This is a genomic window from Cupriavidus necator (assembly GCF_013141915.1).
Taxonomy (GTDB): Bacteria; Pseudomonadota; Gammaproteobacteria; order Burkholderiales; family Burkholderiaceae; genus Cupriavidus; species Cupriavidus necator_B.
Map to the genome: position 1 here is coordinate 117,362 of NZ_SROX01000011.1, position 13,038 is coordinate 130,399.

Annotated in this window: 12 protein-coding genes; 1 reads left to right on the forward strand and 11 read right to left on the reverse strand. The window is 66.3% G+C overall.

What is annotated here, in order from left to right:
- Window positions 1-924, reverse strand: a complete 924-nt coding sequence (locus tag E5S69_RS20165) for a histone deacetylase family protein (protein ID WP_171516397.1) — start codon at window positions 922-924, stop codon at window positions 1-3.
- 168 nt (window positions 925-1,092) lie between these two features.
- On the opposite strand from E5S69_RS20165, the gene mltB reads away from it, so the two are divergent.
- Window positions 1,093-2,199, forward strand: coding sequence for a lytic murein transglycosylase B (gene mltB / locus E5S69_RS20170; RefSeq protein ID WP_171516398.1), 1,107 nt, complete (start codon window positions 1,093-1,095; stop codon window positions 2,197-2,199).
- Window positions 2,200-2,267: 68 nt separating this feature from the next.
- On the opposite strand, the gene cysM is transcribed toward mltB, so the two are convergent.
- The 10 genes from cysM to rpsA form a co-directional block, all read right to left on the reverse strand.
- A complete protein-coding gene (gene cysM / locus E5S69_RS20175; protein ID WP_171516399.1) occupies window positions 2,268-3,170 on the reverse strand; it encodes a cysteine synthase CysM in 903 nt (300 codons plus the stop codon).
- A gap of 137 nt (window positions 3,171-3,307) precedes the next feature.
- On the reverse strand, window positions 3,308-4,609 hold the full coding sequence (locus tag E5S69_RS20180) for a solute carrier family 23 protein (RefSeq protein WP_171516400.1): 1,302 nt from the start codon (window positions 4,607-4,609) through the stop codon (window positions 3,308-3,310).
- A gap of 252 nt (window positions 4,610-4,861) precedes the next feature.
- Window positions 4,862-5,260 (reverse strand): ComEA family DNA-binding protein, encoded by a 399-nt coding sequence (locus E5S69_RS20185; protein WP_171516401.1) that lies wholly within the window; start codon window positions 5,258-5,260, stop codon window positions 4,862-4,864.
- 170 nt (window positions 5,261-5,430) lie between these two features.
- Window positions 5,431-6,426, reverse strand: a complete 996-nt coding sequence (gene rfaD, locus E5S69_RS20190) for an ADP-glyceromanno-heptose 6-epimerase (protein WP_171516402.1) — start codon at window positions 6,424-6,426, stop codon at window positions 5,431-5,433.
- 27 nt (window positions 6,427-6,453) lie between these two features.
- Window positions 6,454-7,401, reverse strand: coding sequence for a D-glycero-beta-D-manno-heptose-7-phosphate kinase (gene rfaE1 / locus E5S69_RS20195; protein ID WP_171516403.1), 948 nt, complete (start codon window positions 7,399-7,401; stop codon window positions 6,454-6,456).
- An 80-nt stretch (window positions 7,402-7,481) separates the two neighbouring features.
- Window positions 7,482-8,873 carry a UDP-glucose dehydrogenase family protein gene (locus E5S69_RS20200; protein ID WP_171516404.1) on the reverse strand — a complete coding sequence of 464 codons (1,392 nt, stop codon included), beginning with the start codon at window positions 8,871-8,873 and terminating at the stop codon, window positions 7,482-7,484.
- A 34-nt stretch (window positions 8,874-8,907) separates the two neighbouring features.
- Window positions 8,908-10,140, reverse strand: coding sequence for a lipopolysaccharide assembly protein LapB (lapB, locus tag E5S69_RS20205; RefSeq protein WP_171516405.1), 1,233 nt, complete (start codon window positions 10,138-10,140; stop codon window positions 8,908-8,910).
- A 3-nt stretch (window positions 10,141-10,143) separates the two neighbouring features.
- Entirely contained in the window at window positions 10,144-10,485 is a 342-nt protein-coding gene (locus tag E5S69_RS20210) for a LapA family protein (RefSeq protein ID WP_171516406.1), read from the reverse strand.
- 281 nt (window positions 10,486-10,766) lie between these two features.
- Window positions 10,767-11,186 carry an integration host factor subunit beta gene (locus E5S69_RS20215; RefSeq protein ID WP_171516407.1) on the reverse strand — a complete coding sequence of 140 codons (420 nt, stop codon included), beginning with the start codon at window positions 11,184-11,186 and terminating at the stop codon, window positions 10,767-10,769.
- A 31-nt stretch (window positions 11,187-11,217) separates the two neighbouring features.
- The gene (rpsA, locus tag E5S69_RS20220) at window positions 11,218-12,912 is read right to left on the reverse strand and encodes a 30S ribosomal protein S1 (RefSeq protein WP_116382164.1); all 1,695 of its coding nucleotides are present in this window, start codon (window positions 12,910-12,912) and stop codon (window positions 11,218-11,220) included.
- Window positions 12,913-13,038: the final 126 nt, after the last annotated feature.

Consider the following 13,038-nt stretch of genomic DNA (forward strand, 5'->3'; position numbering starts at 1 on the left):
CTAATGCTCCAGCAGCACCTTCAGGTGGGCCAGCACGCTGCGGCCCAGCGCGCTGAGGTTGTAGCCGCCTTCCAGGCAGCTGACGATGCGGCCCTGCGCATGGGTGCGCGCCACCTCGACCAGCTGGCCGGTGATCCAGGCATAGTCCTGCTCCACCAGGCCCATCTGGCCCAGGTCGTCCTCGCGGTGCGCGTCGAAGCCGGCGGAGATGAACAGCATCTGCGGGCGGAACTCATTGAGGCGCGGCAGCCAGATGGTCTCGACCACTTCGCGCACCGCCATGCCGTTGCTATAGGCCGGCAGCGGGATATTGACCATGTTCGGCGCCAGGTGCTCGGTGCCGCTGTAGGGATAGAACGGGTGCTGGAAGATGCTGCACATCATCACGCGCTCGTCGCCGCGGAACGCCGCCTCGGTGCCGTTGCCGTGGTGCACGTCGAAGTCGATGATCGCCACGCGCTCGAGCCCGTGCGCCTCCAGTGCGTGGCGGGCGGCGATGGCCACGTTGTTGTAGAAGCAGAAGCCCATGGCGCGGTCCGGCTCGGCGTGGTGTCCGGGCGGGCGCACGCAGCAGAACGCGTTCTCGAACTCGCCGGCGATCACCGCGTCGGTGGCGGCCACGGCCGCGCCGGCGGCCAGCGTGGCGGCGGCGAGGGTGTGCGAGTTCATCGAGGTGTCCGGATCGATCGCGTGGTAGCCGCTGGACGGGCTGGCGTTTTCCAGTGCGTCGACGTGCTCGGGCCGGTGCACGCGCTCAAGCTGTTCGCGCGTCGCGGGCGGCGCCTCGCGGCGCTCCAGCAGCCCGTCCAGGCCATGCGAAATCAGGTGATCCTCGATCGCCTGCAGGCGCTCCGGACATTCGGGATGGAAGTGCCCCATCTCGTGCCGCTGGAATTCGGGGTGCGTGTAATAGCCGGTCGGCATCTCTTATCGTCGCAATGGGTCGCAATGCGTCGCCATGTTGTCTCCAAACGTTACGTTAGCACAGGCACGGCCATGCCACCCAGCGGCGCGGGCGCGCCAGGCGTGCCCGCGCCGACGCGAATGCCGCAGTGGCATCCGCTATACTCGGTGCGACTTGCAAAGGACACCATGACCGACACCCAGCGCTCACTGCGACGCCCCCTGCTGGGCGCCGCGCTTTCCGCTGCCGCACTCGGACTCTGCGGCCTCTCCCCCAGCCTGCTCGCCGCCGGCAAACGCCGCGTCAGCGTGCGCGAGGAAGAAATCGAACCGGGCCGTTACCGCGACAACCCGCAAGCGCGAGCCTTTATCGACGAGATGGTGGCCCGCCACGGCTTTGACCGCGGCATGCTGCAGGACTGGTTCGGACAGGCGGTCTATTCGGCCACCGTGGTGCGCCTGATCATGCCGCCCGCTACCACCGGCCGCAAAAGCTGGCGCACCTACCGCTCGCGCTTTATCGAGCCGATCCGCATCAACGCGGGCGTGCGCTTCTGGCAGGACAATCGCGACACGCTGCGCCGCGCCGAAGCCGAGTTCGGCGTGCCGGCCTCGGTCATCGTCGGCATCATTGGCGTGGAAACCATCTACGGGCGCGACATGGGCACGTTCCGCGTGCTCGATTCGCTGTCGACGCTGGCGTTCGACTACCCGGCCACGCCCAACCGCGAAGCCCGCAGCACGCTGTTCCGCAATCAGCTGGCCGACTTCCTGGTGTGGTGCCGCGACACCCGCACCGACGTCTACTCGGTACTGGGCTCGTATGCCGGCGCCATCGGCATTCCGCAGTTCATGCCGACCAGCCTGCGCGAATACGCCCTCGACTACGACAACAACGGCCACGTCGACCTGCGCAACAGCCCCACTGACGCCATCGGCAGCGTGGCGCGCTTCCTGCAATTGCATGGCTGGGAGCCGGGCCGCCCGGTGGTGTGGCGCATCGCCGATGACGCGGGCAGTCTCGGTGTCGCCACCGCGGCGGCCGATGGCGAGCCGTGGCCGACCCGCACCGTCAACCAGCTGACCCGCGCCGGACTGCGCGTGGACGAGCCCATCAGCCTCGCGCGCGAAGGCGAGACCGGCGTGCTGGTGGTGGACCTGCCCACGCCCGACCAGCCCACCGAGTACCTGCTGGGCCTGCGCAACTTCTATGTGCTGACGCGGTACAACCGCAGCTTCTTCTATGCGCTGGCGGTGTACCAGTTGGGCGAGGCGGTCAAGGCGGCGATGGGCTGAGGCAACACGGCCAGAAAGCACAAGGCCTCGCATCAGCGAGGCCTTTGTTTTTGCCGCGGCGCTGCGGATCAGGCCGGAAACACGCCGGTCGACAGATAGCGGTCGCCGCGGTCGCACACCACGAAGACGATGGTGGCGTTCTCGACTTCTTCGGCAACGCGCAGCGCCACGCACAGTGCGCCGGCCGCGGAAATGCCGCAGAAAATGCCCTCTTCGGAGGCCATCCGGCGCGCCATGTGCTCGGCATCGCTTTGGCTGACCGGCTCGGTGCGGTCGATGAACTTCGGATCGTAGATCTTCGGCAGATAGGCTTCCGGCCACTTGCGGATGCCCGGGATGCGCGAGCCTTCGGCCGGCTGCGCGCCAACGATCTGGATCTCCGGATTGCGCTCCTTCAGGAAGCGCGACACGCCGGTGATGGTGCCGGTGGTGCCCATTGCCGAAACGAAGTGGGTGATGCGGCCATCGGTATCGCGCCAGATCTCGGGGCCGGTGCCCTCGTAGTGCGCCTGCGGGTTGTCCGGATTGGCGAACTGGTCGAGGATCACGCCCTTGCCGTCGCGCTCCATCGCATCGGCCAGGTCACGCGCATACTCCATGCCGCCCTTGACCGGGGTCAGGATGATCTCGGCACCATAAGCCGCCATGCTCTGGCGGCGCTCGAGGCTCAGGTCCTCGGGCATGATCAGCACCATCTTGTAGCCGCGGATGGCGGCTGCCATGGCCAGCGCGATGCCGGTGTTGCCCGAGGTCGCTTCGATCAGGGTATCGCCCGGCTTGATGCGCCCGCGCGCTTCGGCACGGGCGATCATCGACACTGCCGGACGGTCCTTGACGGAACCGGCCGGATTGTTGCCTTCGAGCTTGCCGAGGATCACATTGCCGCGCGCATCGTTGGCGGCGCCGGGAATGCGCTGCAGTCTGACCAGCGGCGTGTTGCCGATGGTGTCTTCAATTGTCTTGTAGGCCATGGGGCGGAGGAAGGTCGCAAACGGGGGATGCCGGGGGGCTTCCAATTTGCCGGCCATTGTAATCCAGACCCCTATCCCGCGCCGGCAGGCGGGATTTGCGCTGTGCCCGCCTGCTGCCTGCACTTATGTATGGTGACTCAGTCTTCTTCGCGGTTGCCTTCGCCGAGCAGGTGGTACAGCAGGATGCAGCCGAAGGTGGCGGTGCCGATGCCCCCCAGCGTCATGCCGCCCAGCTTCAGCGTCAGGTCGCCGGCCGCCACCGTCAGCGTGGCGCCAACCGTAATCAGGTTGCGCGAGCTGGAGAAGTCCACCTTGTTCTGCACCCAGATCCGGCCCGCCGTGGCCGCGATCAGGCCGAACACGACAATGGTCAGCCCGCCGATCACCGGCCCCGGGATGGTCAGGATCAAGGCGCCGAACTTGGGCGAGAAGCCCAGCAGGATGGCCACCGCGGCCGCGACCACGAAGATCAGCGTCGAATAGATGCGGGTGACCGCCATTACCCCCATGTTTTCGGCATAGGTAGTCACGCCGGTGCCGCCGCCGCTGGCCGACAGCATGGTGGCGATGCCGTCGCCGATAAAGGCGCGGCCGATGTAGGGATCCAGGTTGCGGCCGGTCATCACGCCGATGGCCTTGATATGGCCGAGGTTCTCGGCCACCAGCACGATCGCCACCGGGGCGATCAGCAGCATCGCGTTGAGTTCGAAGGTCGGCGCGGTGAACGCCGGCAGGCCGAACCAGCTGGCGGCGGCCACGCCGGAAAAATCGATCGGCTTGCCCAGGCCCATCACATTGGTGCCCAGGTAGTAGGCAAGATAGCCGGCCAGGCCGCCGATCAGCACCGGCAGGCGTCCGATCATGCCGGGCGCGCGTACCGCGACCAGCCCCACCGCGACCACGGTCAGCAGCCCCACCCAGGTATCCAGCGCCGCCCCGCTGACCGCCTTGACCGCCACCGGCGCCAGGTTCAGCCCGATCGCCGCGACAATGGCGCCGGTCACCACCGGCGGCATCAGCTTTTCCACCCAGGCATAGCCCACCGCCTGCACGATCAGGCCGATCACGGTGTACAGCGCTCCCGCGGCCATGATGCCGCCTAGCGCCACCGGGATATTGAGGTTGGGGCCGCTGCCGGCATAGCCGGTGGCGGCGATCACCACGGCAATGAAGGCGAAGCTGGAACCCAGGTAGCTGGGCACCCGGCCGCGCACGCACAGGAAGAAAATCAGCGTGCCGATGCCGGAAAACAGGATGGCGATATTCGGGTTGAAGCCCATCAGGATCGGCGCGATGGCGGTCGAGCCGAACATCGCCACCACATGCTGGATCCCGGCCAGCAGTGTCTGCCCCGCGGGCAGCCGCTCATCCGGGCCGATCACGCCCCCGGTCTTGAGCCGCCATTGCGGCAGGAATCCCGCGTCCTCGCCATTCGCCATATTGTCTTGCTCCCTGTGGTCCGGGCTGGCCGCCGGATCGGCGGCCGCCGCGCTTGTGCCTGGTTGTTTGGTTGTGGAATGCCGGTCGGCAGCCGCGCGGCAGGTCCTGCCTGCGCGGCGTCCGCATGATACTCCGCCGCCACGGGGGCTGCGAAGCCGGCAATTTTTAGCACAACGCGTACCAGGCACAACGCATACCAGCCACAACGCACCCGGCCGCAGCACGACCGGGCACAGGGCAGCGCGATCTGGCTAGCGGGCCGGCTTTGCCGGTGCGGCCGCGGCCGCCTTTGCTCCTTTTGCGGGCGCTGGCGTGGCCGGCGGCGCAGCGGAGGGCGCGGCAGCGGGCGCGCCCTTGCCGGCGATGGTCAGGCCGGCATCCTGCAACTTGGCCACGGACTTCGGCCCGATGCCGCTGACGCGCTCAGCCAGGTCGGCGGCGTCCTTGTACGGCCCGCGCTTGTTGCGCTCTTCGACGATGTGGCGGGCCGTGGCCGGCCCCACCCCCTTGACCGAGGTCAGCGCCGCCTCGTCCGCGGTGTTGACGTCGACTGCGGCACGCGCGGTGCCGCCGGCAAGCAGGCAGAGGGTTGCCGCGAGGGATATCAGGGAAAAACGCCGGGCAAGCTGCCGGATCCAATGCATGGCCATGAAGGCTCTCCTTTCCTGTGGATGGTCTGAGGTACCACCCCCGCCGAGGTGGCGAGGTCAGGTCAGGATAGGGGCGCGTCGCGAGCGCGGCGCATGCGGCAACAAAAGTTGACACCGGCCGCACGAAATCGTGTCAGCCGGGATCAGGGATGGCGCAATGCTGCGGGCGTTCAGCCGTTGCGCTCCAGCAGCCAGCGGCAGTAGCGCGCCACGCCTTCCTCGACGCTCAGGAAGCGTTCGCCGTAGCCCGCGCCACGCAGTTTGGACACATCCGACTGCGTGAAGCACTGGTACTTGCCACGCAACGCGTCGGGAAACTTGACGTACTCGACCAGCCCTTCCTGCACCAGGTCGTCCAGCGACAGGGGCGGCTTGCCTTCGGCTTCGCGCAGCGTGTTGACCACGGTGGCGGCGATGTCGTTGAACGGCTGGGCGCGGCCGGTGCCCAGGTTGAAGATGCCGGACTTCTCGGGATGGTCGAAGAAGTACAGGTTGACCTTGACCACGTCCTCGACCGAGATGAAATCGCGGCTCTGCATGCCCGGACCATAGCCGCCGTATTCGCCGAACAGCTTCACCGTGCCGTCGGCGCGGAACTGGTTGAAGTTGTGGAATGCCACCGAGGCCATGCGGCCCTTGTGCGTTTCGCGCGGGCCGTACACGTTGAAGTAGCGGAAGCCGACGATCTGCGACAGGGCCGACGGCAGCCGGCGCCGCACGATCTGGTCGAACAGGAACTTGGAATAGCCGTACACGTTGAGCGGACGCTCGAACTCGCGGTCTTCGCGGAACACCTGCGAGGCCCCGTAGGTGGCCGCCGACGACGCATACAGGAACTGCGCGCCCTGCTCCAGGCAACTCTCCATCAGCGACAGCGTGTAGCGGTAGTTGTTCTCCATCATGTAGCGGCCATCGGTCTCCATGGTGTCGGAGCACGCGCCTTCATGGAACACCGCGCGGACCTTGCCGAACTCGCCGCGGGCAAAGCGCGCAAGGAAGTCCTGCTTGTCCAGGTAATCGGAGATCTCGCAGTCGACCAGGTTGTGGAACTTGTCGGCGCGGGTCAGGTTGTCGACGGCAATGACATGGGTCTCGCCGCGGTCGTTCAGGCCCTTGACGAGATTGCTGCCGATAAAACCCGCGGCACCGGTGACGATGATGGTCATGGTCGGATCAAAAGAGGGCGCCGCGCCTCAGGCAGCAGCGCCGAACAATTCAGGATAAGTGACGACGGCGGTGCCCAGCTTGCCGACCACGATGCCGCCGGCGCGATTGGCATGCTGCACGGCTTCCTTGAGCGGCACGCCGGCACCCATCATGGTGGCGAGCGTGGCGATCACGGTGTCGCCCGCACCGGATACATCATAGACCTCGCGGGCCTGGGCGGAGACATGCAGCACTTCGGCTTCGGTATAGAGCGTCATGCCCTCTTCCGAGCGCGTCAGCAGCAGCGCTTCGAGCTGCAGCGCGCGGCGCAGGTTCTGCGCGCGGATGGTCAGGTCGGCCTCGGTCTTCCAGGCCCCGACCACGGCACGCATTTCGGCACGGTTGGGGGTGATCAGCGTAGCGCCGCGATAGCGGGAGTAGTCGTCGCCCTTGGGATCGACCAGCACCTTGCGGCCGGCCGCGCGGCCGGCATCGATCATGCGCGTGACATGGGTCAGCCCGCCCTTGCCATAGTCGGACAGCACCAGCACCTGGTAGTCGTTGACCAGGCTCTGGAACCGGTCCTGTACCGCGAGCAGCACTTCGTGCGCCGGCGTGTTCTCGAAATCCACCCGCAGCAACTGCTGCTGGTGCGCCACCACGCGCAGCTTGATGGTGGTGTTGATCTTGGCATCGCGGTGCAGGTAGGGCTGCACGTGGCTCTCGGCCAGCAATGCCTCGAGCGTGCGCGCCGGCTCGTCGTCGCCGACCACGCCCAGCATGCCGACGCGCGCGCCCAGCGCCGCGGCGTTGCGGGCCACGTTGGCGGCGCCGCCCAGGCGCTCGTCGCTGCGCTTGACCTGCACCACCGGTACCGGCGCTTCGGGCGAAATGCGCTCGACGTCGCCGAACCAATAGCGGTCCAGCATCATGTCGCCGACCACCAGGATATGGGACTGCCGGATCTGCTCCTGCGGAATGACGGTCTTGTTCATGAAGATCCTTGGCAAGATCGCGGCGGCAGCGGCCACCGCGTTAGCTTATCGATTGATGAGTCGGTTGACCCGCCAGCGCCTCATTCGTTCGCCGCCGGCGCTGCCGTGCGGGTCGGGCGGCCGATGGCGTGGTATTCCACGCCGGTCTCGCGCATCGCCTCGGGCTCATACAGATTGCGTCCATCAAAGATCACCGGCGACTTCAGCCGCCGCTTGATCTGCCCGAAATCCGGGCTGCGGAACACCTTCCATTCGGTCACGATCGCCAGCGCATCGGCGCCGTCGAGCGCGTCCATCTGGTGCTGGTGGAAGCTCACGCGCGCCGCCCCCCCCGGCACGTCGGCCAGATCGGCGTCCAGCACCCGGCGCGCCTCGGCCATCGACACCGGGTCATGCACGCGCAGCGACGCTCCGCGCACGACCAGCTCGCGTGCCAGCACGCGCGACGGCGCTTCGCGCATGTCGTCGGTATTGGGCTTGAACGCCAGGCCCCAGACCGCAAAGACGCGGCCGGTCAGGTCGTCGCCGAAGCGGCGCACGATCTTTTCGCCAAGCACGCGCTTCTGCGCGCCGTTGACCGATTCCACCGCCTCGAGCACGCGCATCGGCTTGCCATGGTCGGCGGCGGTGCGCATCAGCGCCTGCACGTCCTTGGGGAAGCACGAGCCGCCATAGCCCGCGCCGGCATACAGGAAACTGTAGCCGATGCGCGGGTCCGAGCCGATGCCCATGCGCACCAGTTCAATATCGGCGCCGACTTCGTCGGCCAGGTTGGCGAGCTCGTTCATGAACGAGATGCGCGTGGCCAGCATCGAATTGGCAGCGTACTTGGTGAACTCGGCCGAACGCACGTCCATGTAGAAAGTGCGCTCGTGGTGGCGGTTGAACGGCGCATACAGCTGCCGCATGGTGGCCTGCGCGTGGCGGCCGGCGGCGTCGGCATTGCAACCCAGCACGATGCGGTCGGGGCGCATGAAGTCTTCGACCGCGGCGCCCTCTTTCAGGAACTCGGGGTTCGACACCACCGAGAACTGCAGGTCTTCCAGACCGCGCGCGGCCAGTTCCTCGCGGATCGCGGCGGTGACGCGGTCGCCGGTGCCGACCGGCACGGTCGACTTGTCGACCACAACCTTGAAGCCGGTCATGTAGCGGCCGATATTGCGCGCCGCCGCCAGCACGTACTTGAGGTCGGCCGAGCCGTCCTCGTCCGGCGGCGTGCCCACCGCGATGAACTGCACGTCGGCATGCTCGACGCTGGCGGCCACATCCGTAGAGAAGGTCAGGCGGCCGGCCTCGCGGTTGCGCTGGATCAGTTCCTGCAGGCCCGGCTCGTAGATCGGCACGCCGCCGGCGTTGAGCAACGCGATCTTCCGTTCGTCCAGGTCCAGGCAGAACACGTCGTTGCCCTGCTCGGCGAGGCAGGCACCGGTGACCAGACCTACGTAACCGCTGCCGATAATGGTGACTTTCATAGCTTCAATTCAAACGTTGCACCGGCCAGCGGGATCAGCCGAGGGTTTCGGAACGCCGCGGGGCATAGGTTTCCCAGCGGTTGCAACCGGGGCACTGCCAGTAGAAGAGCCGGGCGCGGAAACCGCATTCGCGGCAGGTATAGCGCGCCAGGTTGCGCGTGCGCAGTTGCAGCAGGTCGCGGATAGCGGTGGTTTCCTTCGCCTCGTCGCCGTCATCCGCGCCGTCGGCCTGGCCAGCCGCAGCGGCGACCACCGCGGTTTGCGTGGCGGGCGCGGCGGCGGCCACTGCCGCCTGCGCCTCGAAATACTTGGTCAGCGCCAGCAGCGTGGGCTGACGGCGCAGCTGTTCGCGCATCAGGCCGGCCGCGGCTTCGGGACCATTCACATCCAGCTCGGCCTTGTACGCAGTGTCGAGCACCTCGGGCGCGAGCTTGCCCTTGAGCAGGCCGCGCAGCCATTCCAGCGCTGCGCCTTGCTCGTCCAGCGCGGCATAGGCCTTGACCACACGCTCGGCCACCAGCGGCAGGAACGATGCGTCCTGCTGCTCGATGCCGAGCCAGTGTCCCAGCGCAGCGCGCGCATCGCCAGCCGCCGCGGCCACGTCGCCCAGCAGGATCGGCGCGCGCACGTTGGCGGGATTCTCGGCCACGGCCTGGTTCAGCCATTTCACCGCATCTTCCGGGCGCTTGCGCTGCAGCGCGTCCTGCGCCAGCTCGCAGCAGAACTGCGCGATTTGCAGGCTGTAGCTCTTCTGCTCGAGCGTCTGCAGCTCACGCGCGGCATCGATCGCCTTCTGCCACTCCTTTTCCACCTCATAGAGCTCGAGCAGCACGCGCTTGGCCGATGCCGCGTAGGGGCCCGACATCAGCCGGCGCAGCGATTCCTCGGCACGGTCCAGCAGGCCCGCCCGCAGGTAGTCTTCGCCCAGTTCAAACAGCGCATGCTCGCGCTCGGGCTCCGGCAAATCGGGGCGCGTGGCCAGGTTCTGGTGCACGCGGATGGCGCGCTCGGTTTCGCCGCGGCGCCGGAACAGCGCGCCCAGCGCAAAGTGCAGTTCGGTGGTTTCCGGGTCCAGCCGGGCGACTTCGACAAAGGCGTCGATGGCCTGGTCGGGCTGCTCGTTGAGCAGGAAATTGAGTCCCTTGAAGTAGGAGCGCGGCAAGGCGCCCTGCTCGCTGATCAGCTGGCGCACGTCGAAGCGCGCCGCCATCCAGCCAAGGCCAAAGACAAGTGGCAGCGCCAGCAGCCACCAGGTTTCGAACATCATGGATCAGACTTTCGGGCCGACTACGTTATAGGGAGACTTGCCTTCGCGCGGCATCGGGGCGGTGCTTGCCGACGCCGGCGATGGCGCCGCCGTTGATACCCTGGCGTCCGCGGCGGTCCGGCGCAGCTTCGCCAGTTCCAGGCGCTGGCGCATCAGCCCCGGCGCCACCGCTGCCAGCGCGGCCACCGCACCGAGCGCAAACGCGGCAAAAAGGATCAGGATCAGCGGCGCATGCCAGACCGCATTGAAGAACAGCTGCAGCGAGACTTCTGCGGTATTGCGCAGCGCCAGCACGAACAGCAGCACGAACACGACGATGCGGACGATCCAGGCAAACAGTTTCATGCGGGTAGGCGGCGAGGCAGCTTGGCGTTGGAGCGGGCAAGCGCAGAGACAGCGGCTAGGGACGCCCTGTGCAAGGCCCGGCAAAGACCCCGGCATTGTAACGGAATCACTTCACCGATTCGGTAACGTGGCAGTAACGGCGTCCCGGCTCGCGCCTCGCAGGCGTCGAAGACCGGTCTTGCAGACGATGCCGCGTGCCGCGGCAGTTCGCATGGATAAAAAAAGCGCCCTAAAGGGCGCTTTTTTTGACAATACAGCGACAGGCAGGCAGCCCGGTGCAGTCAGGAGCGAATGAAATCCAGTCCGCTCTCATGCAAACCCGTCGGCGCGGCGGGTGCCGCGCCCTGGCTTATCTTGCCCGGCAGGGCTTGCGCCGTGCCACCGGAATGACCGTTGCCATTGGCGCCCGCAGGCGCCGGCTGGCTGCGGTCAACCCGTTCGCGCAATTCCTTGCCCGCCTTGAAGTGCGGTACCCGTTTTTCAGGCACCAGCACCCGCTCGCCGGACTTGGGATTGCGCCCCACGCGAGGCGGACGCTTGTTCAGACCGAAACTGCCGAATCCACGGATCTCGATGCGGTGGCCGTCGGCCAACGCTTCGGACATCGCGTCGAGTATCGTTTTCACCGAGATGTCCGCATCCCGCAGCAGCAGCTGGGGGAAGCGGGCAGCCAGTTTTTCGACAAGCTCCGACTTGGTCATGGGCATACGCGCAAGCGCGGGGGCCTGCGATTTACTGGTTGTCCTGGCCGAGCTTGGCCTTCAGCAGGGCGCCGAGGTTGGTCGTGCCAGCCGTGCCGGTGTCGGCCTGGAACTTCTGCATCGCTTCCTGCTGCTCTGCGCTGTCCTTGGCCTTGATCGACAGGTTGATGTTGCGCGACTTGCGGTCCACGTTCACCACCAGGGCGGTGATCTGCTCGCCTTCCTTCAGCACGTTGCGGGCGTCTTCCACGCGGTCAGCGGAGATTTCCGATGCACGCAGGTAGCCTTCCACGTCGTCGGCCAGCTGGACCACGGCACCCTTGGCGTCAACCGCCTTGATCGTGCCCTGAACCAGCGAACCCTTGTCGTTGGCCGAGATGAAGTTGTTGAACGGATCGCCCGACAGCTGCTTGATGCCCAGCGAGATGCGTTCCTTGTCGACGTCGATGCCCAGTACCACGGCTTCGACTTCGTCGCCCTTCTTGTACTTGCGCACGGCCTCTTCGCCGGATTCTTGCCAGGACAGGTCGGACAGGTGCACCAGGCCGTCGATGCCGCCAGGCAGGCCGATGAACACGCCGAAGTCGGTGATCGACTTGATCTGTCCGCTCAGCTTGTCGCCCTTCTTCTGGTTGCGCGAGAAATCGTCCCAAGGATTGGCCTTGCACTGCTTCATGCCCAGGCTGATACGACGCTTGTCTTCGTCGATATCCAGAACCATGACTTCGACTTCGTCGCCCAGCTGGACCACCTTGGACGGGGCCACGTTCTTGTTGGTCCAGTCCATTTCCGACACGTGCACCAGGCCTTCGATGCCGGCTTCGATCTCGACGAACGCGCCGTAGTCGGTCAGGTTGGTCACCTTGCCGAACAGGCGGGTGCCTTGCGGGTAGCGGCGCGAGATGCCGACCCACGGATCTTCGCCCAGCTGCTTCACGCCCAGCGAGACGCGGTTCTTTTCCTGGTCGAACTTGAGGATCTTGGCGGTGATTTCCTGGCCAACCGACAGCACTTCGCTGGGGTGGCGGACACGGCGCCAGGCCAGGTCGGTGATGTGCAGCAGGCCGTCGATGCCGCCCAGGTCAACGAACGCACCGTAGTCGGTGATGTTCTTGACGATACCGTTGACGATGGCGCCTTCCTTCAGGGTTTCCATCAGCTTCTGGCGCTCTTCGCCCAGCGTGGCTTCCACCACGGCGCGGCGCGACAGCACAACGTTGTTGCGCTTGCGGTCCAGCTTGATGACCTTGAATTCCAGGGTCTTGCCTTCGTACGGGGTGGTGTCCTTGATCGGACGCACGTCAACCAGCGAGCCCGGCAGGAACGCGCGGATGCCGTTGACCATCACCGTCAGGCCGCCCTTGACCTTGCCGGTCACGGTACCCGAGATGATTTCGCCGTCTTCCAGTGCCTTCTCGAGGTTCAGCCACGAGGCCAGGCGCTTGGCCTTGTCGCGCGAGAGGATGGTGTCGCCATAGCCGTTCTCGAGTGCGTCGATGGCCACGGAGACGTAGTCGCCGGCCTGCACTTCGAGTTCGCCCTGGTCGTTCAGGAACTCCTCCACCGGCACAAATGCCTCGGACTTGAGACCGGCGTTGACGACCACGAAATTGTGGTCGATGCGCACGACTTCAGCGGAGATCACTTCGCCAGCCTTCATATTGGAGCGGGCGATCGATTCCTCGAACAGTGCGGCAAAGGATTCGTTAGTTTGCAGGTCGGACATAAACGTAAGGTGAAATCCGCAGTACGCTGGCCGGCGCGACTATCGCGCTCAGTCTGCCAGTGCAGCGGGGTCAGGTTTGACAAAAGCCAGCCCCGGAACTTGCCCGGGCCGGCGCCATCCGGCGCT